Annotated in this window: 18 protein-coding genes and 1 rRNA gene; 16 read left to right on the top strand and 3 right to left on the bottom strand. The window is 73.7% G+C overall.

Annotated elements, in window-relative coordinates; translation table 11 throughout:
* The 3 genes from rrf to AB0L33_RS34140 all read left to right on the top strand — a co-directional run.
* A 5S ribosomal RNA gene (rrf, locus tag AB0L33_RS34150) occupies positions 1–92 on the top strand; the annotation flags it as partial.
* A 287-nt stretch (positions 93–379) separates the two neighbouring features.
* Positions 380–1,441, top strand: a complete 1,062-nt coding sequence (locus AB0L33_RS34145; protein WP_365687555.1) for a hypothetical protein — start codon at positions 380–382, stop codon at positions 1,439–1,441.
* Positions 1,378–2,127 carry a tetratricopeptide repeat protein gene (locus AB0L33_RS34140; RefSeq protein ID WP_365687553.1) on the top strand — a complete coding sequence of 250 codons (750 nt, stop codon included), beginning with the start codon at positions 1,378–1,380 and terminating at the stop codon, positions 2,125–2,127. Before AB0L33_RS34145 ends, AB0L33_RS34140 begins: the two co-directional genes overlap by 64 nt.
* Before the next feature lie 49 nt (positions 2,128–2,176).
* On the opposite strand, the gene AB0L33_RS34135 is transcribed toward AB0L33_RS34140, so the two are convergent.
* The gene (locus AB0L33_RS34135; protein WP_365687544.1) at positions 2,177–3,457 is read right to left on the bottom strand and encodes a DUF1015 domain-containing protein; all 1,281 of its coding nucleotides are present in this window, start codon (positions 3,455–3,457) and stop codon (positions 2,177–2,179) included.
* A 70-nt stretch (positions 3,458–3,527) separates the two neighbouring features.
* Here AB0L33_RS34135 and AB0L33_RS34130 point away from each other — a divergent pair, with 70 nt between their 5' ends.
* The 4 genes from AB0L33_RS34130 to AB0L33_RS34115 all read left to right on the top strand — a co-directional run bounded on the left by AB0L33_RS34130 (position 3,528) and on the right by AB0L33_RS34115 (position 7,630).
* Positions 3,528–4,556 carry an HAD-IIA family hydrolase gene (locus tag AB0L33_RS34130; protein ID WP_365687543.1) on the top strand — a complete coding sequence of 343 codons (1,029 nt, stop codon included), beginning with the start codon at positions 3,528–3,530 and terminating at the stop codon, positions 4,554–4,556.
* 151 nt (positions 4,557–4,707) lie between these two features.
* Positions 4,708–5,667, top strand: coding sequence for an iron chelate uptake ABC transporter family permease subunit (locus AB0L33_RS34125; protein WP_365687551.1), 960 nt, complete (start codon positions 4,708–4,710; stop codon positions 5,665–5,667).
* Entirely contained in the window at positions 5,664–6,734 is a 1,071-nt protein-coding gene (locus tag AB0L33_RS34120) for an iron chelate uptake ABC transporter family permease subunit (protein ID WP_365687542.1), read from the top strand. Before AB0L33_RS34125 ends, AB0L33_RS34120 begins: the two co-directional genes overlap by 4 nt.
* A gap of 65 nt (positions 6,735–6,799) precedes the next feature.
* A complete protein-coding gene (locus AB0L33_RS34115) occupies positions 6,800–7,630 on the top strand; it encodes an ABC transporter ATP-binding protein (RefSeq protein ID WP_365687540.1) in 831 nt (276 codons plus the stop codon).
* 24 nt (positions 7,631–7,654) lie between these two features.
* Here AB0L33_RS34115 and AB0L33_RS34110 read toward each other — a convergent pair whose 3' ends face one another.
* Positions 7,655–8,002 (bottom strand): SCP2 sterol-binding domain-containing protein, encoded by a 348-nt coding sequence (locus tag AB0L33_RS34110; RefSeq protein ID WP_365687539.1) that lies wholly within the window; start codon positions 8,000–8,002, stop codon positions 7,655–7,657.
* Positions 8,003–8,056: 54 nt separating this feature from the next.
* Here AB0L33_RS34110 and AB0L33_RS34105 point away from each other — a divergent pair, with 54 nt between their 5' ends.
* The 6 genes from AB0L33_RS34105 to AB0L33_RS34080 all read left to right on the top strand — a co-directional run bounded on the left by AB0L33_RS34105 (position 8,057) and on the right by AB0L33_RS34080 (position 14,147).
* Entirely contained in the window at positions 8,057–8,329 is a 273-nt protein-coding gene (locus AB0L33_RS34105; RefSeq protein ID WP_365687550.1) for a hypothetical protein, read from the top strand.
* Positions 8,330–8,336: 7 nt separating this feature from the next.
* Positions 8,337–9,152, top strand: coding sequence for a TlyA family RNA methyltransferase (locus AB0L33_RS34100; RefSeq protein ID WP_365687537.1), 816 nt, complete (start codon positions 8,337–8,339; stop codon positions 9,150–9,152).
* Entirely contained in the window at positions 9,149–10,054 is a 906-nt protein-coding gene (locus AB0L33_RS34095; RefSeq protein ID WP_365687535.1) for an NAD kinase, read from the top strand. Before AB0L33_RS34100 ends, AB0L33_RS34095 begins: the two co-directional genes overlap by 4 nt.
* Positions 10,055–10,129: 75 nt before the next feature.
* Positions 10,130–11,875 carry a DNA repair protein RecN gene (gene recN / locus AB0L33_RS34090; protein ID WP_365687533.1) on the top strand — a complete coding sequence of 582 codons (1,746 nt, stop codon included), beginning with the start codon at positions 10,130–10,132 and terminating at the stop codon, positions 11,873–11,875.
* 224 nt (positions 11,876–12,099) lie between these two features.
* Positions 12,100–13,185 carry a glycosyltransferase family 4 protein gene (locus AB0L33_RS34085; RefSeq protein WP_365687532.1) on the top strand — a complete coding sequence of 362 codons (1,086 nt, stop codon included), beginning with the start codon at positions 12,100–12,102 and terminating at the stop codon, positions 13,183–13,185.
* 59 nt (positions 13,186–13,244) lie between these two features.
* Positions 13,245–14,147 (top strand): sulfurtransferase, encoded by a 903-nt coding sequence (locus tag AB0L33_RS34080; RefSeq protein ID WP_365687530.1) that lies wholly within the window; start codon positions 13,245–13,247, stop codon positions 14,145–14,147.
* Between the two features lie 70 nt (positions 14,148–14,217).
* Here the strand turns inward: AB0L33_RS34080 and AB0L33_RS34075 are convergent, their stop codons facing one another.
* On the bottom strand, positions 14,218–16,020 hold the full coding sequence (locus tag AB0L33_RS34075; protein ID WP_365687548.1) for a glycoside hydrolase family 15 protein: 1,803 nt from the start codon (positions 16,018–16,020) through the stop codon (positions 14,218–14,220).
* Positions 16,021–16,422: 402 nt separating this feature from the next.
* On the opposite strand from AB0L33_RS34075, the gene AB0L33_RS34070 reads away from it, so the two are divergent.
* The 3 genes from AB0L33_RS34070 to AB0L33_RS34060 all read left to right on the top strand — a co-directional run bounded on the left by AB0L33_RS34070 (position 16,423) and on the right by AB0L33_RS34060 (position 21,079).
* Positions 16,423–18,093: a CTP synthase gene (locus AB0L33_RS34070; RefSeq protein WP_365687528.1), complete on the top strand. Its 1,671-nt coding sequence runs from the start codon at positions 16,423–16,425 to the stop codon at positions 18,091–18,093.
* A 90-nt stretch (positions 18,094–18,183) separates the two neighbouring features.
* Positions 18,184–18,810, top strand: coding sequence for an NUDIX hydrolase (locus tag AB0L33_RS34065; RefSeq protein WP_365687527.1), 627 nt, complete (start codon positions 18,184–18,186; stop codon positions 18,808–18,810).
* A gap of 205 nt (positions 18,811–19,015) precedes the next feature.
* Positions 19,016–21,079 (top strand): tetratricopeptide repeat protein, encoded by a 2,064-nt coding sequence (locus tag AB0L33_RS34060; RefSeq protein WP_365687526.1) that lies wholly within the window; start codon positions 19,016–19,018, stop codon positions 21,077–21,079.
* Positions 21,080–21,169: the final 90 nt, after the last annotated feature.

Genomic DNA, 21,169 nt, shown 5'->3' with positions numbered 1-21,169 from the left:
CGCCCGGTTACATTCCGAACCCGGAAGCTAAGCCTTTCAGCGCCGATGGTACTGCAGGGGGGACCCTGTGGGAGAGTAGGACGCCGCCGAACAATTTTTGAAGGACCCTTGGTCCCAGCGTTCAGCGCTGGGACCAAGGGTCCTTTTTGTTTTGCCCGAAGCGCGTCGGGTGTCCGGCTGCGCAAGAATGTCTGTAGTACCCCGATGACAGGAGCTCCACCCATGTCCACCAACTCTCCCGACGATCGTTCGGAGCGCGAGCCGCGTCGCCGGGACGGCGGTGACCGGGGCGGCTTCGGCGGCCGCGACGACCGTTCGCGCGGTCCGCGCCGGGACGACCGCCCCTCCGGGGGCGGCTTCCGCCGCGACGACCGCGACCGTGGTCCTCGCCGGGACGACCGTCCCTCCGGTGGTTTCCGCCGCGATGACCGTGGCGGTTCTTCCGGTGGTGGGTTCCGTCGTGACGACCGTGGCGGCGGCTACGACAACCGTGGCGGTGGCTTCCGTCGTGACGACCGTGCCCCGCGCCGGGACGACGACCGGGGTGGCCGGCCGGGTGGCTACGACCGCCGTGACGACCGGCCTCGTGGTCCCCGTCGGGATGATGACAACCGCGGTGGCGGGTTCCGTCGTGACGACCGTGGTGGGAACTCCGGCGGGGGCTTCCGTCGCGATGACCGCCCCTCCAGCGGCGGTTTCCGCCGTGACGATCGTGGCGGTTCTTCCGGTGGTGGGTTCCGTCGTGACGACCGTGCCCCGCGCCGGGACGACGACCGGGGTGGCCGGCCGGGTGGCTACGACCGCCGTGACGACCGCCGTGACGACCGGCCTCGTGGTCCTCGCCGGGATGATGACAACCGCGGTGGCGGGTTCCGTCGTGACGACCGTGGTGGGAACTCCGGCGGGGGCTTCCGTCGCGATGACCGCCCCTCCAGCGGCGGTTTCCGCCGCGATGACCGTGGCGGCGGCTACGACAACCGTGGTGGCGGTTTCCGTCGTGACGACCGTGCCCCGCGCCGGGACGACGACCGGGGTGGCTTCCGCCGTGACGACCGGGACCGGGATCGTGGCCCCCGTCGAGACGACGACCGCGGTGGCCGCTCCGGCGGCTACGGCTACGAGCGGCGTGACGACCGGCGCGACGACCGCCCCCGTGGTCCGCGCCGGGACGACAGCCGTCCGGCCGGCGGCGGGTTCCGCCGTGACGACCGGGACCGCGACCGCGGCCCCCGTCGCGACGACAACCGCGGCGGCGGCTACCGAGGCCGTGACGACCGCCGTGACGACCGGGGCGGCTACCGGGGCCGCGACGACCGGGGCGGCCGCCCGGGTGGTTACGAGCGCCGGGACGACCGCGACCGCGAGCCCGTCAAGCGGCTGCCCATCCCGGACGACGTCACCGGCCACGAGATCGACCAGGACGTCCGCCAGGAGCTGCTGAGCCTGCCCAAGACGCTGGCCGAGGACGTCGCGCGGAACCTGGTCATGGTGGCCCGGCTCATCGACGAGGACCCCGAGCAGGCGTACGCGTACTCGCGCATCGCGCTCCGGCTCGCCTCGCGCGTCGCCGCCGTCCGCGAGGCCGCCGGATTCGCCGCCTACGCGACCCAGAAGTACGCGGAGGCCCTGGCCGAGTTCAGGGCGGCCCGGCGGATGACCGGGTCCGTGGAGCTGTGGCCCGTCATGGCCGACTGCGAGCGCGGTCTCGGGCGGCCCGAGAAGGCCATGGCCATGGCCGGTGAGCCCGAGGTGCAGAAGCTGGACAAGGCCGGCCAGGTCGAGATGCGTCTCGTGGCCGCCGGTGCCCGGCGGGACATGGGGCAGCTCGACGCCGCCATCGTCACCCTGCAGAGCCCCGAACTCGCCTCGAACGCCGTGCACCCGTGGACCCCGCGCCTGCGCTACGCGTACGCCGACGCGCTGCTCGAAGCGGGCCGCGAGGACGAGGCGCGCGAGTGGTTCGGCAAGGCGCTGGAGGCCGACAAGGACGGCGCCACCGACGCCTCCGACCGCCTCGCCGAGCTGGACGGCGTCGAGTTCGTGGACGCCCTGGACGACGAGGACGAGCCCGTCGCCGCCGACGCTGACCGGGACGACGCCGACGAGGACGGCACGTCCCAGGCGTAAGGCATGAGAGGAGGGCGGCACCCCGCGCGGGTGCCGCCCTCTTGCGCGTTCAGCCCAGGTTCAGGCTGCGCATGACCAGGCCCGTCGCCGGCTTCGGGCCGAACGACGTCGACTTGCGGGGCATGGTGACGCCCTGGCGGGCCAGGTCCCGGACGAGCTCCTCACGTACCGGATGCATCAGCACCGCCGTGGAGCCGTTCCGCTCGGCCTGCTCCACCGCGGCGGCGGTGTCGTGGATGTACGCGATGTGCCCCGGGTCGTCCGGGATGCGCCAGACCCGGTCGAGCAGCGTGGAGTGAAGGACCGTCGCGTCGAGGGAGCGCCACCCGGCCGGGCGGTCCGCCGGGACCGTGCGGGCCAGCAGCGCCTCGTCCGGGCGGTCGACCAGATGGAAACCCCCGTCACCCGCGAGCAGGAAGGCATTGCCCTCGGCGGCCGCCCCCGCCAGGGCCGCCATCGCGTCCGGAAGCGGCCCCGCCACCTCCCGTATCCGGAACAGGCCGGTCAGCGCGGTCAGCGCGTCCGCGACCGGGAGCCCGTGCAGCAGGCGGTGGATGGCGCGGACCCGGAGCGGGTGGCGGGCGGTGTCCACCAGCAGCACCAGGCCGTAGTCCCAGGGGCCCGGCTCCGTGTGCTCCCGCTGGAGCCTGAGATAGGTGGCCCAGCGGTGGTGGCCGTCCGCGATCAGTGCCTGGTGCCGGGCCAGGTCCGCCTGGATCTCCGCGCGTTCGGCGGGATCGGTGACCGCCCACAGCCGGTGGCGGAAGCCGTCCTCCGTGGTCGTGCAGAGCAGCGGCTCGCGCCCGACGGTCCGCTCGACCACCGCGGTCGCCCCCGTCGCCGCGTCCTCGTCGCCCCGGTACGTCAGCAGCAGCGGTTCCAGATGGGCGGCGGTGGCCCGCATCAGATCGGCCCGGTCCTCGACCACGTGCGCCATGACGTCCTCGTGCGGAAGCACCACGCCCTCGGCCGGCCCCGACAGGGCGAGGGCGCCGATGACGCCCCGCTGCAGGATCTCGTCGTCGCGCTGCTCGTACACGTACAGCGCGGGCTCGGCGTCCGGCGCGAGGACGCCCTCCGCGAGCCAGCCGTCCAGAGTGGCGGCGGCCCGGGCGTTGCGGGCGGCGACCGTGCCGGCCTGCGGCAGGATCAGCCGGACGATGTTGTGCGGGTCCGCCGACTCCAGGTGCAGCAGCCCGTCGGGCCGCACGACCACGTCGTACGGCGGAGAGGTCACCGCGGCGAGGCTGCCGACCCGCTCGGGGACGTACCGCAGGCCACGGAACGGGAGCAGACGCAGTCCCTGGTCCGGCGTGCCTCGTGTGTTCATCCACGCATCGTATGTGGGCTGCACCGATGCGCGATGATCGGGGAGAAGCAGTCGAAGAGGAGCGCGGAACATGAGCGGGACGAGCAGGACCAGGCCGAGCGGCAGCAGCACCGCGCTGAGCGAGGCGTACGACACGGCGCTGCTCGACCTCGACGGTGTCGTGTATGCCGGAGGGCAGGCGATCGACCACGCCGTCGAGGCGCTTGGCGCGGCCCGGGACGGCGGGATGCACCTGGCGTACGTCACCAACAACGCGCTGCGCACCCCCGCCGCCGTGGCCGGGCACCTGACCGAGCTGGGCGTCCCGGCCGAGGCGACCGACGTGATCACCTCGGCGCAGGCGGTGGCCCGGCTGATGGCCGACCAGCTGCCCGCCGGGGCCCGGGTCCTGGTCATCGGCGGCGAGGGGCTGCGCGTCGCGCTGCGGGAACGCGGCCTCGAACCCGTCGAGTCGGCCGACGACGACCCGGTCGCCGTGGTCCAGGGATACGGCGGCCCCGACCTGGCGTGGGGCCGCTTCGCGGAGGCGTCGTACGCGATCAACCGCGGGCTGCCGTGGTTCGCGTCCAACACCGACCTGACGATTCCGGGCGCCCGGGGGATCGCGCCGGGCAACGGGGCGGCCGTCGAGGTCGTCCGGATCGCGACCGGCGCCGAGCCGCAGGTGGCCGGGAAGCCGCTCCCGCCGATGCACCGCGAGACCGTGCTGCGCACCGGGGCCGAACGTCCGCTGGTGGTCGGCGACCGGCTCGACACGGACATCGAGGGGGCGTTCAACGGCGGCGTGGACTCCCTGCTGGTGCTGACCGGGGTGACCGACGCGGCGCAGCTGGTGGCCGCCGTTCCCGAGCACCGGCCGACGTACATCGACGCGGACCTGCGCGGGCTGCTCACCGGACAGCCCGAGGTGACCGAGGACGGCCGGGGATTCCGCTGCGGCGGCTGGACGGCTTCCGCCGGGGGCGGCGCGCTTCGGCTGGAGGGCGACGGCGACGCGCTCGACGGGCTGCGGGCGCTGTGTGCGGCGGCCTGGACGCACGCCGGGGACGGGGCCTGTGACCTGGACGGGGACAAGGCGGTGGCCCGACTCGGGCTGTGAGGACGGGCCTGGAGTCCAGGAAGGCTGGGTAGGCTAACCTAACCGGGTGTTGGTTGAGAGCCCCCCGGATTCCAGTTCCGGCCCGATAGCCGCGCCGGACAAGGCCGCCGCTCCCCGCAGACGTCATGCGGCGAGAGCGGTGGGGCTCCTGGTGGCCGTCGCCGTCCTCGCGCTGGTGTGTCTCGCGTCCATCGGCATCGGCGCCAAGGCGCTGCCGCTCTCCGACGTGTGGCACGGCCTGTTCCACTACGCGGGCAGCGGCGACGACGTCCTCGTGCGCGAGGTCCGCGTCCCCCGCACGGTCCTGGGGCTGCTCGTGGGTGCCGCGCTGGGGCTCGCCGGGGCGGTGATGCAGGCGCTGACCCGCAACCCGCTCGCCGAACCCGGCATCCTCGGCGTCAACGCCGGGGCCTCGGCCGCCGTCGTCTCCGCCATCAGCTTCTTCGGCGTGACCTCGCTGACCGGCTACGTGTGGTTCGCGTTCGCGGGCGCCGCGATCGTCTCGGTGGCCGTGTACTTCCTCGGCGGAAGCCGGTCCTCCACCCCGGTGCGGCTCGCCCTCGCCGGGACGGCCGTGACCGCCGCGCTGTACGGATACGTCAACGCCGTACAACTGCTGGACTCGGCGGCGCTGGACCGGCTGCGGTTCTGGACGGTCGGCTCGCTGGCCTCCGCGAACACGGAGACCGTCGGCAAGGTGTGGCCGTTCATCGCGGCGGGCGTCCTGCTCACCGTGTTCATCGCACGCCCGCTCAACGCCCTGGAGATGGGTGACGACACCGCCCGGGCCCTGGGCGCGCACCTGACCAGGACCCGGGTGCTCGCGATGCTCGCCGTGACGCTGCTCTGCGGGGCGGCGACCGCCGCGTGCGGGCCGATCGTCTTCATCGGGCTGATGATCCCGCACCTGGTGCGCACCCTCACCGGTCCGGACCTGCGGTGGATCCTGCCGTACGCGGCGGTGCTCTCCCCGGTGCTCCTGCTCGGCGCCGACGTGGTCGGCCGGGTCGTCGCCCGCCCCTCGGAGCTCCAGGTCGGCATCGTCACCGCGCTCATCGGCGGGCCCGTCTTCATCTACCTCGTACGACGCAAGAGGATGTCCCAGCTGTGAGCGCCACGACCACGAAGGAGACGGCGCGCGCCGTCCGTCCGGTGCGGGCCGTGCGGACGGGCGGGTACTCGTTCCGCGTGAACGCGCGGGCGGCCCTGGTCGTCCTGCTCCTGGCCCTCGTGGCGGCGGGCGCCGCCGTCGTCCTCATCGGCAGCGGCGACTTCTCGATGACGCCCGCCGAGGTCCTGAACACGCTCTTCGGCCACGGCACCTTCCAGCAGGAGTTCATCGTCAGGGACCTGCGGCTGCCCCGGGTCCTCGTCGGGCTCCTCGTCGGCGGGGCGCTCGGTGCCGGGGGCGCCGTCTTCCAGACCATCTCCCGGAACCCGCTCGGCAGCCCCGACGTACTCGGCTTCGGGCAGGGCGCCACGGTCGGGGCGCTCACCGTGATCGTCCTCTTCGGCGGCGACGCGAAGGAGGTCGCGGCCGGTGCGGTCGTCGGCGGTCTGCTGACCGGCCTCGCCGTCTACCTGCTGGCGTGGAAGCGCGGGGTGCACGGCTTCCGGCTCGTCCTGGTGGGGATCGGGGCGGCGGCCATGCTGACCGCCGCGACCCAGTACCTGATCACCAAGGCGAACCTGGTCGACGCGACGCGGGCGGTCGTCTGGATGACCGGCTCGCTCGACGGGCGCGACTGGGCGCAGGTCTGGCCGTTGCTGGTCGTCTGCGCCGTGCTGCTCCCGCTGGTGTACGGGCACGGCCCGGCCCTGCGCGTCATGGAGATGGGCGACGACGCGGCGTACGCGCTCGGGGTACGGGTGGAACGCACCCGCCTCCTTCTGATGGGCGCCGCCGTGCTGCTCGTCGCCGTCGCCACGGCCGCCGCCGGGCCGATCGCCTTCGTCTCGCTGAGCGCCCCGCAGCTGGCGCGCCGGCTGACCCGGTCGACCGGGCCGAACCTGGTCGCCTCGACCTTCATGGGGGCGGCGCTCCTGCTCGTCGCCGACTGGGTCGCGCTCGACGCGTTCGGTGACCGTCAGCTGCCGGTGGGTGTGGTCACCGGGGTGCTCGGCGGCTGCTATCTGGTGTGGCTGCTGGTGACCGAACGCAAGGCGGGGCGCATATGAGACCCCTATCCGCCGCCCCTCTTCGACCGTCCGACAGCCGACCGCCCGACCCCCGGAGTACGACCATGCAGCGCCTCACCGCGGACTCGGTGACCCTCGGATACGACCAGCGGGTCATCGCGGAGAACCTTTCGGTCGAGATACCCGACCACTCGTTCACCGTGATCGTCGGGCCCAACGCCTGCGGCAAGTCGACGCTGCTGCGGGCGCTCTCCCGGATGCTGAAGCCGAGCCGGGGCCGGGTGCTGCTCGACGGCGAGTCGATCCACGGGCTGCCCGCGAAGAAGGTCGCGAAGACGCTGGGCCTGCTGCCGCAGTCCTCGATCGCGCCGGAGGGCATCACGGTCGCGGACCTCGTGGCGCGGGGACGGTACCCGCACCAGGGCCTGTTGCGGCAGTGGTCGCCGGAGGACGAGCGGGTCGTCCAGGAGTCGATGCAGGCGACGGGCGTCGGCGAGCTGGCCGATCGCTATGTCGACGAATTGTCGGGCGGTCAGCGTCAGCGGGTCTGGATCGCGATGGCCCTCGCCCAGCAGACGCCGCTGCTGCTGCTGGACGAGCCGACGACGTACCTCGACATCCAGCACCAGATCGACGTGCTGGACCTGTGCGCCGAGCTGCACGAGACGCAGGGGCGGACGCTGGTGGCCGTCCTGCACGACCTGAACCACGCGGCCCGGTACGCCACGCATCTGATCGCGATGCGGGGCGGGGAGATCGTCGCGGAGGGGGCACCGGGGGAGATCGTCACCGCGGAGCTGGTGGAGCGGGTGTTCGGGCTGCGGTGCCAGGTGATCTCCGATCCGGAGACGGGGACGCCCTTGGTCGTGCCCGCAGCGAGGGCGCGCGTTGCGCGCGGGGCCGAAAAGACGTCCTCAATCGCCGGGCGGGCTTGATTCTCGCTACGGCTTGATTTTTCGCTACAGCAGGGACTTCAGTTTCAGCAGGTCTCTGAAGCCCGCCTCCAGGCGGACTCGGCCCGAGGCCCACGCCTTCGCGAAGTTCAGGTCGCCGTCGACCATGGCGACCAGGTCGTCGCCGGTCATCGCGAGGCGGATCTCGGCCTTTTCGCGAGGTGGGCCCTCCAGTGTGTCCAGGACCCGGATGCGGCCGCCGGCCAGGCGGCCGGTGAACGTGATGTCCAGGTCCCGGATGTGGCAGCTCAGCGAGCGGTCCAGGTCGGCGGCGCGGCGCACGTCGCCGTCGGCCCCCGCGAGGTTGTCGGAAAGTCTGTCGAGTGCGCTGCGGCACTCCGCCATGGTCGCCATCATGATCGACGTTACCCCAGCGCTTCGCGGTAGCGTTTCCGCATGAGCGACCCGATGCCCGAGCCCGAGACGGACGCACCGCCGGAGCCGGCCGAGCCCGCGGGGCCCGCGCCCCTCGGTGTCGTACGGACGCCCACCGGCAACGCCGAGGTGGACGCCCTGCTGGAGCGGCTGGCCGACGCCGACCACCTCGCGGCGGACGGACACACCGAGGTGTACGAGGATGTACACCGGGGCCTGCGCGCGGCGCTGAGCGCGTTGGACGCCGGGCCCGCCCCCGCACCGGGACCACCCGTACCGGTGCCCCCGTACAACCACAGGAGCTGAACCGAACGTGGCAGGAGTCGCCCGTCGCCGTCTCGACGCCGAGCTGGTACGCCGCAAGCTGGCCCGGTCGCGCGAGCACGCCAGCCAGCTGATCGCGGCGGGCCGGGTGACCGTCGGCGGCAACACCGCGACCAAACCGGCCACCCAGGTCGAGACCAGCGCGGCCGTCGTCGTCACCAAGGACGACAGCGACCCCGAGTACGTCTCGCGCGGCGGCCACAAGCTGGCCGGCGCCCTCGCCGCCTTCGTCCCGCTCGGGCTGGAGGTCGAGGGCCGCCGGGCGCTCGACGCGGGGGCCTCGACCGGCGGGTTCACCGATGTGCTGCTGCGCGCCGGGGCCGCCCAGGTGGTGGCCGTGGACGTGGGCTACGGGCAGCTCGCCTGGTCGCTCCAGTCCGATCGGCGCGTCGTCGTCAAGGACCGCACCAACGTCCGGGAACTCACCCTGGAGGCCATCGACGGCGCCCCCGTCGACCTGGTGGTCGGCGACCTGTCGTTCATCCCGCTCGGCCTCGTGATGCCGGCCCTCGTCCGCTGCACGGCCCCCGGCGCCGACCTGGTCCTCATGGTCAAGCCCCAGTTCGAGGTCGGCAAGGAACGCCTCGGCAGCGGCGGTGTGGTGCGCAGCCCCGAACTGCGCGCCGAGGCGGTACGGGAAGTGGCCCGCCGGGCGTGGGCGCTGGGCCTGGGGGTGCGGGGCGTGACCGCGAGCCCGCTGCCGGGGCCCTCGGGGAACGTCGAGTACTTTCTGTGGCTGCGGGCCGGAGCACCGGAACTCGATCCCGCGGATGTCGACCGTGCAGTGGCGGAGGGGCCCCGTTGACGACGCATGAGGCACGTACAGTCTTCCTTCTCGCGCACACCGGCCGCCCGGCCGCGATCCGCAGCGCGGAACTCGTGGTGCAGGGGCTGCTGCGCAACGGCCTGGAGGTGCGGGTCCTCGCCACCGAGGCGGCCGACCTGCCGCTGCCGCCGTCCGTGGAGACCGTCACCGATGCCACACCCGAGGTGCTCAACGGCTGTGAACTGCTGATCGTTCTCGGCGGCGACGGAACGCTGCTGCGCGGCGCCGAACTCTCCCGCGCCTCCGGCGTGCCCATGCTCGGTGTCAACCTCGGCCGGGTCGGCTTCCTCGCCGAGGCCGAGCGCGACGACCTCGACAAGGTGGTCGACCGGGTCGTCACCCGGGCGTACACGGTCGAGGAGCGCATGACGATCGACGTCGTGGTGCACAGCAACGGGGACGTCGTGCACACCGACTGGGCGCTCAACGAGGCGGCCGTGCAGAAGGTGTCGCCCGAGCGGATGCTCGAAGTCGTCCTGGAGATCGACGGCCGCCCGGTGACCGGGTTCGGCTGCGACGGCATCGTGTGCGCGACGCCCACCGGCTCGACCGCGTACGCCTTCTCGGCCGGCGGGCCCGTCGTCTGGCCGGAGGTCGAGGCGCTGCTGATGGTCCCGATCAGCGCCCACGCCCTGTTCGCCAAGCCGCTCGTGACCTCGCCGGAGTCGGTGCTCGCCGTCGAGGTCCAGCCGCACACCCCGCACGGGGTGCTGTGGTGCGACGGGCGCAGGACCGTCGAGCTGCCCTCCGGGGCGCGGGTCGAGGTGCGGCGCGGTGCCGTGCCCGTCCGCCTGGCCCGGCTGCACCAGGCGTCCTTCACGGACCGCCTGGTGGCCAAGTTCGCGCTGCCCGTGTCGGGGTGGCGGGGCGCGCCGCACTGATCCCGGCCCGGCCGCACGATCCGGCGGCCCGGGCCGTGGCCCGTGTGCACGCGGGCGGGGAAACCTCGTATGGTCATGTCCGTGTTGGAGGAGATGCGGATACGGTCGCTCGGAGTCATCGACGACGCGGTGGTGGAGCTGTCACCCGGCTTCACCGCGGTGACGGGTGAGACCGGCGCCGGCAAGACCATGGTCGTCACCAGCCTGGGGCTGCTGCTCGGCGGGCGCGCCGACCCCGCCCTGGTGCGGATCGGCGCCAAGGCCGCGGTGGTCGAGGGCCGGATCACGGTGGCCGACGGCGACGCGGTGGCGCTGCGCGCCGAGGAAGCCGGGGCCGAGATCGAGGACGGGGCGCTGCTCATCAGCCGCACCGTCTCCGCCGAAGGGCGCTCCCGGGCGCACCTCGGCGGCAGATCCGTGCCCGTGGGCGTGCTGTCCGAGCTGGCCGACGAACTCGTCGCCGTGCACGGCCAGACCGACCAGCAGGGCCTGCTCAAGCCCGCCCGGCAGCGCCAGGCCCTCGACCGGTACGCGGGCGAGGGCGTCGCCGTCCCGCTCGCCAAGTACGCGGCGGCCTACCGGCGGCTGCGGGACGTCGCGGCGGAGCTGGACGAGCTGACGACGCGCGCCCGCGAACGCGCCCAGGAGGCCGACCTGCTGCGCTTCGGCCTCAACGAGATCGCCGCCGTCGAACCGTTGCCCGGGGAGGACACCGAGCTGGCCGCCGAGGCCCAGCGGCTCGGCCACGCCGACGCGCTCGCCTCCGCCGCCGCCCTCGCGCACACCGCGCTGGCCGGCAACCCGGAGGACCCGGAGGCCCTGGACGCCACGACCGTGGTGGCCGCGGCCCGGCAGGCGCTCGACGGGGTGCGCTCGCACGACCCGGCGCTCGCCTCGCTCGCGGACCGGGTCGGCGAGATCTCGATCCTGCTCGCGGACGTCTCGGGCGAACTGTCCGGTTACGCGGACCAGCTCGACGCCGATCCGCTGCGGCTCGCCGCCGTCGAGGAGCGGCGCGCCGCGCTCACCGCCCTCACCCGCAAGTACGGGGAGGACATCGCCGCCGTACTCGCCTGGGCGCAGGAGGGCGCGGCCCGGCTCACCGAGCTGGAGGGCGACGACGACCGAATCGGTGAGCTGACCGCCGAGCGGGACGCCCTGCGCGCCGAACTCTCGGGTCTCGGGCAGGCGTTGACGGACGCCCGGACGGCCGCCGCCGCGTCCTTCGCGGAGGCGGTGACCGAGGAGCTGGCGTCCCTGGCCATGCCGCACGCACGGGTGTCCTTCGACATCCGGCAGACCGAGGCGGCGGACGAGGCGTCCGGCATCGAGATCGGCGGCCGCAACGTGGCCTACGGCCCGTCCGGCGCCGACGAGGTCGAACTGCTCCTCGCCCCGCACCCCGGGGCCCAGCCCCGGCCGATCGCCAAGGGCGCGTCCGGCGGTGAGCTGTCCCGGGTGATGCTCGCGGTCGAGGTGGTCTTCGCGGGCTCCGACCCCGTGCCCACGTACCTGTTCGACGAGGTCGACGCGGGCGTCGGCGGCAAGGCGGCCGTCGAGGTCGGGCGGCGGCTCGCGAAGCTGGCGAAGTCCGCCCAGGTCGTCGTCGTCACGCACCTGCCCCAGGTGGCCGCGTTCGCCGACCGGCAGCTGCTGGTCGAGAAGACCGTGGACGGCTCGGTGACCAGCAGCGGGGTCACCGTCCTGGAAGGTGAGGACCGGGTGCGGGAGCTGTCCCGGATGCTCGCGGGCCAGGAGGACTCCGAGACCGCCCGGGCGCACGCCGAGGAACTGCTCGCCACGGCCCGCGCGGACGGGTAGCCGTTCCGGCCGGGGCACGCCATGGGTGCGTGCCCCGGCTCACGCACCCGCCGTACGGGTGTCGTGGTGCCGTACACGCTTTCACCCGTGCGGGTGGTGTCGGCTGTCCGATTTGTCGTGGTGGGCCCCGGAGTAACGGTTCCGTCGTGCCGGAACGTGCGTACGGACTGGCATCCTTGGCCGTGTTCGTACCCCCGACTCGGGAGCCCCGGGAGCCAATCGACGTGTCACAGCTGCGCACGGTCCAGGTACTCGGCGGCGGCAGTGCCGGCAGCAGCACACACGCCGGCTCGCTGGCCGCCGGGCTGGTCGCCCGGGGAGTGCGGGTGACGGTCTGCGCGCCGGCCGCCCTGGACCGCGTCCACGAGTTCGCCGCCACCGGCGCCCGCTTCGCGCCCGTGCCCCGGCGCAGCGACCCCGCGGCCGTCGCGGCCCTGCGCGCCGCCTGCGCCGACGCGGACGTCGTCCACGCGCACGGACTGCACGCCGCCGTGCGGGCCGCCCTGGCGCTCAGCGGGCGGCGCACCCCCCTGGTCGTCACCTGGCACACCCGGGCCCACGCGGAAGGGGCCCGCCGCCGGCTGGTGCACCTCCTGGAGCGCAGGGCCGTGCGCGCGGCGGCCGTCGTGCTCGCCACCTCCTCCGACCTGGTCGACCGGGCGCGCGCCCGGGGCGCCCGCGACGCCCGGCTCGCGCCCGTCGCCGCCCCCCGGACACCGGGCCGGGCGGGGCCGCCCGCCGTCAAGATCCGCGCCGAACTGGGCGCGGTGGAGCGGCCGTTGATTGTGGCGCTCGGCAGTCTCGTCCCGCACCACGGCTACGGCACCCTGCTCGACGCGGCGGCCGCCTGGCGCCTGCTCGACCCCGTTCCGCTGGTGGCCGTCGTCGGCGAGGGGCGCGAGCGGGCGGCTCTGCGGCGGCGGATCACGGCCGAGGGCCTGCCCGTCGAACTGCTCGGCGACCGGTCCGACGCCGCGGCCGTCCTGGCCGCCGCCGACGTCGCCGTCCTGCCCAGCCGCTGGGAGTCCCGCTCCACCTCCGCCCAGCAGGCGCTGCGGGCCGGGGTGCCCCTGGTCGCCACCGCGGTCGGCGGCACGCCCGAACTCGTCGGGGACGCCGCCCTCCTCGTGCCGTACGCGGACGCCGGGGCGCTGGCCGCCGGGGTGGCCCGGCTGGTCGGCGACCCGGCCGAGCGGGACCGGCTGGCCGCCGAGGGCCTTCGGCAGGCGGCGAGTTGGCCGACCGAGGACGACACGGTGGCCCAGGTGCTGGCGGTGTACGACGAGCTGACCCACCCGCTGGCCCGTTGACACTCCTCCGACCGGCTGCGATCTTGAAAAAAATCGGACCGGGCAGCTGGGGAGTGCATGTGAACGGGGAAACGCAGGCGTACGAGGACGAGGACACCGCCGTCGGCGCGCTGCCCGGACCCCTCGTCTCCGCGGACTGGCTCGCCGCGCGCCTCGGCGCCCCCGGCCTGCGGGTGTTCGACGCGTCGGTCGGCGCGCACCGGGGGAGCGGGACGCGGATCGCGGGGGCCGGGGTCTTCGACATCGACGGCGCGCTCTCCGACCACACGGCGCCGGTGCCCCACACGATGCCGGACGCCGCCCGGTTCACCGAGGAGATGCGGGCGCTCGGCCTGAACGGCACGGACACCGTGATCGTGTACGACGCCGCCGGGATCTACTCCAGCGCCCGGGCCTGGTGGATGCTCCGCGCCATGGGCTTCGACCGGGCCGCCGTGCTCGACGGGGGCCTGCCTGCCTGGACCGCCGCCGGACTTCCGGTCACCGAGGGCGCGCCCGAACCGCCCGCCGGACGCGGGGACTTCACGGCCCGGCCCCGGCCCGGACTCCTGGCCGGTGCGGGCGAGGTGGCCCGGGCGCTGGCCGATCCGGATGCGGTGGTGCTGGACGCCCGGACCCGGGGGCGGTTCGAGGGCACGGAGCCGGAGCCGCGGGCCGGGCTGCGCGGCGGCCATATGCCGGGTGCCGTCAGCCTGCCGTTCGGACGGCTTCAGGACGAGGGGCGGATGCGGGCGCCCGACGAGCTGCGCGCCGCGTTCGCCGGCGCGGCCGGTGACCGCGAGCGGCTGTACTTCAGCTGCGGGTCCGGGGTGACCGCCTGCGTCCTCGCGCTGGGGGCCGAACTGGCCGGATACCGGGACCTGACCGTGTACGACGGTTCGTGGAGCGAGTGGGGGCTGCCCCCGGCGGACCCGGCGGGCCCGGAGCACCCCGCGGACCGGCCGGTCGTGACAGGCCCGTAGAAGCGGCGATACGGCTCCGCCCGGCTGCCGGGGTCAGGCAGCCGGGCGGGAAGGACGCGGACCGCGTCCGTCAGCCGACGTACGCCCCGCTCGCGGTCAGGCGCAGGGCCGTGTCGATCAGCGGCACGTGGCTGAACGCCTGCGGGAAGTTGCCCACCTGGCGCTGGAGCCGGGCGTCCCACTCCTCGGCCAGCAGGCCCAGGTCGTTGCGGAGGGCCAGCAGCCGCTCGAACAGCCGGCGTGCCTCGTCGACCCGGCCGATCATCGCAAGGTCGTCCGCCAGCCAGAACGAACAGGCCAGGAACGCGCCCTCGTCGCCCTCCAGGCCGTCCACGCCCGCGTCGTCGCCCGCGGTCGGGTAGCGCAGGACGAAGCCGTCCTCCGTGGACAGCTCCCGCTGGATCGCCTCGATGGTGCCGATGACCCGCTTGTCGTCCGGGGGCAGGAAGCCCATCTGCGGGATCAGCAGCAGGGAGGCGTCCAGCTCCTTCGACCCGTAGGACTGGGTGAAGGTGTTGCGCTCGGGGTCGTATCCCCGCTCGCAGACGTCCCGGTGGATCTCGTCGCGCAGCTCGTGCAGCCGCTCGACCGGGCCCTCCGCGTCGCCGGACTCGATGAGTTTGATGGTCCGGTCGACCGCGACCCAGGCCATCACCTTGGAGTGCACGAAGTGGCGGCGCGGCCCGCGCACCTCCCAGATGCCCTCGTCCGGCTCGCTCCAGTGCTTCTCCAGGTACTCGATCAGCTTGAGCTGGAGCCCGGTGGCGTAGTCGTTGCGGGCCAGGCCCGTCATGTGCGCCAGGTGCAGCGCCTCGGTGACCTCGCCGTACACGTCCAGCTGGAGCTGCCCCGCCGCGCCGTTGCCGACGCGGACCGGGGCCGAGCTCTCGTAACCCGGCAGCCACTCCAGCTCCGCCTCGCCCAGCTCCCGCTCGCCCGCGATCCCGTACATGATCTGCAGGTTCTCCGGGTCCCCGGCCACCGCGCGCAGCAGCCACTCGCGCCAGGCGCGGGCCTCCTCGCGGTAGCCGGTGCGCAGCAGCGAGGAGAGGGTGATCGCGGCGTCGCGCAGCCAGGTGTAGCGGTAGTCCCAGTTCCGGGAGCCGCCGATGTCCTCGGGCAGCGAGGTGGTCGGCGCGGCGACGATGCCGCCGGTCGGCGCGTACGTCAGGGCCTTCAGCGTGATCAGCGAGCGGACCACGGCCTCGCGGTACGGCCCGTGGTACGTGCACTGCTCGACCCACTCGCGCCAGAAGTCCGCGGTCGCCTCCAGGGAGCCGTCCGGGTCCGGGAGCGCGGGCGGCTCGTGGTGCGAGGGCTGCCAGCTGATGGTGAACGCGATCCGGTCACCGGGGGAGACGGTGAAGTCGGAGTACGTCGTCAGGTTCTCGCCGTAGGTGTCGGCGGGCGTGTCCAGCCACACCGAGTCCGGGCCCGCGACGGCGACCGTACGGGAGTCCACCTTGTGCACCCAGGGGGTGACGCGGCCGTAGCTGAACCGCATGCGCAGCTCCGAGCGCATCGGCACCCGGCCGCTGACGCCCTCCACGATCCGGATCAGCTGCGGTGCGCCGTCGCGCGGCGGCATGAAGTCGGTCACTCTGACCGTGCCGCGCGGCGTGTCCCACTCCGATTCGAGGATCAGGGAGTCCCCGCGGTAGCGGCGGCGGTCGGCCGCCGGCGGCTCCGCGCCCTCGGGGCGGGCCGGCCCCAAGCGCCAGAAGCCGTGTTCCTCGGTGCCCAGAAGGCCCGCGAAAATGGCGTGTGAATCGAAGCGGGGCAGGCACAGCCAGTCGGCTGTACCGTCCCGGCAGACCAGGGCGGCGGTCTGCATGTCTCCGATGAGTGCGTAATCCTCGATGCGCCCGGCCACGTGCATCTCCAGTCGAACGGCCATGTCGCCCCGTGGGGCGCTTACTGCGGGTCAAGAGGTTGTCGCATGGGGTTGTTGTGGGGGGACCTGCGAACTTCCCGCCTCGCCCGAGCGAGTGTCCGAGCAGGATACGACGCAGCCGGGTGATCCGCGCGACCCTCTTGACAACCGGATGCAGCCGATCGAGTGGGATGCGAGTGGCATATGCGGCTCATGCCGCGCTCGCGGGCCGGTGGCCGGAAGCAGTCTCCCCCTGTCGCTGATACCCTGGTAGCCCGTGGACCGGTGGTCGTCGGCGAGAGCAGACGAGGCCCCCGAACCGCAGCGACGGCATCTCCGGAATCTCCGGACGGCAAGCCGGTACGCACCTCATGATCGCGACCACGGGAGCCCCCTTTGGCTATGCAGCCCACATCCACGACGACCAAGCACATCTTCGTCACCGGGGGTGTCGCCTCTTCCCTCGGCAAGGGTCTGACTGCCTCCAGCCTCGGCGCCCTGCTCAAGGCGCGCGGTCTCCGGGTCACCATGCAGAAGCTCGACCCGTACCTCAACGTCGACCCGGGCACGATGAACCCGTTCCAGCACGGCGAGGTCTTCGTGACCAACGACGGCGCGGAGACGGACCTCGACATCGGCCACTACGAGCGCTTCCTCGACGTGGACCTCGACGGCTCGGCCAACGTCACCACCGGCCAGGTCTACTCGCAGGTCATCGCCAAGGAGCGGCGCGGCGAGTACCTGGGCGACACCGTGCAGGTCATCCCGCACATCACCAACGAGATCAAGCACCGCATCCGCCGCATGGCCACCGATGACGTCGACGTGGTCATCACCGAGGTCGGCGGCACCGTCGGCGACATCGAGTCGCTGCCGTTCCTCGAGACCGTGCGCCAGGTCCGCCACGAGGTCGGCCGGGACAACGTCTTCGTCGTCCACATCTCGCTGCTGCCCTACATCGGCCCGTCCGGCGAGCTGAAGACCAAGCCCACCCAGCACTCCGTGGCCGCCCTGCGCAACATCGGTATCCAGCCGGACGCGATCGTGCTGCGCGCCGACCGCGACGTGCCGACCGCCATCAAGCGCAAGATCTCGCTGATGTGCGACGTGGACGAGGCCGCCGTGGTCGCCTGCGTGGACGCCAAGTCGATCTACGACATCCCCAAGGTGCTGCACACCGAGGGCCTGGACGCCTACGTCGTGCGCAAGCTGGACCTGCCGTTCCGCGACGTCGACTGGACCACCTGGGACGACCTGCTGGACCGCGTCCACAACCCCGACCACGAGGTCACCGTCGCCCTGGTCGGCAAGTACATCGACCTGCCCGACGCCTACCTCTCGGTCACCGAGGCCATCCGGGCCGGCGGTTTCGCCAACAAGGCCCGGGTCAAGGTCGAGTGGGTCGCGTCCGACGACTGCAAGACCCCGGCCGGTGCGCAGAAGGCCCTCGCCGGTGTGGACGCGATCTGCATCCCCGGCGGCTTCGGCGAGCGCGGCGTCGTCGGCAAGGTCGGCGCGATCCAGTACGCCCGCGAGAACAAGGTGCCGCTGCTCGGCCTCTGCCTCGGCCTCCAGTGCATCGTGATCGAGGCGGCCCGCAACCTCGCCGACATCCCCGACGCCAACTCCACGGAGTTCGACGCCGCGACCTCCCACCCGGTCATCTCGACCATGGAGGAGCAGCTCGCGTACGTCGAGGGCGCCGGTGACCTGGGCGGCACCATGCGGCTCGGCCTCTACCCGGCGAAGCTCGCCGAGGGCTCGGTGGTCCGCGAGGCGTACGACGACCAGCCGTACGTGGAGGAGCGCCACCGCCACCGCTACGAGGTCAACAACGCCTACCGCGCCGAGCTGGAGAAGAAGGCCGGGCTGGTCTTCTCGGGCACGTCCCCGGACAACAAGCTGGTCGAGTACGTCGAGTACCCGCGCGACGTCCACCCGTACCTCGTCGCCACCCAGGCGCACCCGGAGCTGCGCTCCCGGCCGACCCGTCCGCACCCGCTCTTCGCCGGTCTGGTGAAGGCGGCCGTCGCCCGCAAGACGGGCGCCGCCGGGGGCGAGCAGGGCAAGTAAGCGGCACCTCCGTAGGCGTTACGGTTGACCGGGGCGCGCGTCCGAGCAGGGACGCGGGCCCCGGTCACCGTTTTTCGTGGGAGGACGCAGATGGGTTTCCAGGACACGCCCGAGGAATGGCGGGTCACCGAGAGCGCGACCCCGTTCCGGGGGAAGAAGACCAGCGTCCGCTCCGACGACGTGGAGATGCCCGACGGTACGGTCGCGCACCGCGACTACCAGGTGCACCCCGGATCGGTCGCCGTGCTCGCGCTGGACGACGAGGGCCGCGTCCTCGTCCTGCGCCAGTACCGCCACCCGGTCCGCCACAAGCTGTGGGAGCTCCCCGCCGGGCTGCTCGACGTGCCCGGCGAGAATCCGCTGCACGCCGCACAGCGCGAGCTGTACGAGGAGGCGCACGTCAAGGCCGAGGAGTGGCGGGTGCTCACCGACATCTACACCTCGCCCGGCGGCTCAGACGAGGCCGTACGGATCTTCCTCGCCCGCGACGTCTCCGAGGCGGAGGGCGAGCGCTTCGAGGTCGCCGAGGAGGAGGCCGACATGGAGCTGGCCCGGGTGCCGCTCCAGGACCTCGTGCGCAAGGTGCTCGCCGGCGACCTGCACAACAGCTGCCTGGTCGTGGGCGTGCTCGCGCTCACCGCGGCCCTCGCGGGCGACGGCGTCGGCGCGCTGCGCCCCGCCGACGCGCCCTGGCCGGCCCGCCCCTTCGAGGCCTGACGGGCCGTCCGAAACCTTGCGGCGCGGTCGACGAGACCGCCCGTACGGTCACTCCCGCGCATCCTCCGATCGTAAAAAATGCTGATCCGATCGAGGGATGCGCGGGTCGCGCTCCCCCTTCTCCGGCCATCCGCCTGAACTACGCTTCGAATGCCCTGACCGGAGTCCCGCAGGGCGACGCGTGCAGCGAAGTGGAGCGTGGCCCGTGACGGATCAGGCGGTGGACACCAGCGGCCCGGCCGAGGCAGCGGGGACCGAGGAACCGCCCGCCCCGGAACCGACCCGATTCTTCGGCCGCGAACGCGAGTTGAAGGAACTGCGCGACGACATCGAGCGCGCCGGACTCGACACCATGGCCGGCCGCCGCAGCGCCCGCGCCAGAGTCCTCCTGATCGCCGGACGCCCCGGCTCCGGCCGCACCGCGCTCGCCTCCGAACTCGCCCGCCGGCTCCTCGGAACCGGCGACTACCCCGACGGGCTGATCCGCGTCCGGCTCACCGAGACCGGCGGCGGCCCCGTCCCCCCGGAGCGCGCCGCCCGCGACCTCCTGGGCCGGCTCGGCCTGGCCGGACCGCCCGGCGCCGACGCCGACGAACTGACCGAAATGGTCCGCGAGGCCCTGGCCGTCCGCCGGACCCTGCTCCTCCTGGACGACGCGGTGGACGCCGAACAGGTCGACCCGCTCCTCCCCGACAACCCGGACTGCCTCGTCGTCGCCACCTCCGAGGGCCCGCTCACCGGCATCCCCGGCGTCCGGCCCTGCACCATCGGCGGCCTGGACGCGGGCTCCGCCGTCCAGCTCCTCGGCCGCGCCACCGGTCAGGTCAGGATCACCGTCGACCCGCTGACCGCCCAGACCCTGGCCGAGGAGTGCGGCGGGCAGCCGGCCGCCCTCGTCCTCGTCGGAGGCTGGCTCGCCGCCCGCCCGACCGCCTCGGTGGCCGACGCCGGGCGGCAGCTGCGCGCGCTGCCGGACGACCCCGAACTGCCCGCCGGAACACGCCCCCTGACCCGCGCCTTCCGCCTCGTCCACGACTCGCTGCCGGCCACCCCCGCCCGGATACTGCGACTGCTGTCCCTCGCCCCCGGCGGCCTCGCCGACGCCCACACCGCCTCCGCGCTGGCCGGCTGCTCCGTCTCGGCCGCCCGGACCACCCTGGACGACTTCGTGACCCTCGGCCTGCTGCGCCGCGAGGGCACCGACGAACCGCAGTACGAGGTCCCGGGCTGCCTCGCCGGGCTGCTGCGGGCGCTCCTGGAGGACCGGGACCGCCCCGCCGAGATCCAGCTGGCCCGGGCCAGGATGCTGGAGCGCACCGTCCGCCTGCTCCAGTCCTGCCGCGCCGTCACCGACCCCGAGGGCTCGCCGTCCCGCCGCAAGCTGGCCGGACTCCCGCGCACCCTGCGCTTCCCGAACCCGGAGACCGCCGCCGCCTGGCTGCGCGCCCGCAGGCCCGCCCTGCTCGCCGCCGCCCGGATCGCCGTCGAGGACGGGGAGCTCGACACACTGGCCCGCCGGCTGGTCGCCGCGCTGGTGCGGGCGCTCGCCGCGCACGAGGGCACCGACGCCGCCGCCCCCGACCTCTACGCCCTGCACGGCCTGGTGCTGGCCGTCGCCGAGCGCCGCGACCTGCCCCGCGAGCGGGCGGCCGCCCTGCTCAACCTGGCCGACCTGGACGCCGGCACCGGCCGCACCAGGGAGGCGCTGGCCCGCTACCGGGCGGCGCTGGACGCCGGGCGGGCCGCCAGGGACCCGTACGCCACCGGGCGGGCCATGGAGTCCGTCGGCGGCGCCTACGCGGAGCTGGGCGACTACCACCGGGCCTCCGACTGGTACGGACGGGCGCTCGCCCAGCGCCTCACCCAGGGCGAGCCGGCCGAGGCGGCGCGTCTGTACGGACGGCTCGGCACCGTTTACACCTACGCCGGGCGGTACGGCGAGGCGCTGCGGAACTGGCGGGCGGCCGCCGCGGGCCACCGCAGGCTCGGCGACCTCGCGGCCCAGGCACGGGCGCTCAGCGAGATGGCCCGGGTCCAGGAGTACGCGGGCCGGCCGCAGGAGTCGCTGCGCACCTGCCGGGAGGCGGTGGAGTGGGCGCGGCGGGCCAAGGACGTACGGCTGCAGGCGGCGCTCGAGCTGCGGCTCGCGGACACCCTGGACCGGCTCGGTGACCCCGCGGCGGCGGGGCTGCACCGGGGCACGGCCGACAGATTGCTGGGCGAACAGGGCGCGACCTGCGAAACCGGCAGTGCTTCATCGGAAAAATAATGCTTTGCAAGGCTAGACAGCGGGAAGCCCTTCATTAGACTGGCTGTACCGCGGCCGTTCGCGGTGCCTTCACATGTGATGCATCTACCC

Origin of the sequence: Streptomyces sp. NPDC052299 (assembly GCF_040679335.1) — a bacterium.
Classification (GTDB): domain Bacteria; phylum Actinomycetota; class Actinomycetes; order Streptomycetales; family Streptomycetaceae; genus Streptomyces.
Note: the sequence above shows the minus strand (reverse complement) of the source record. Positions and strands in the feature narration are given on the sequence as shown.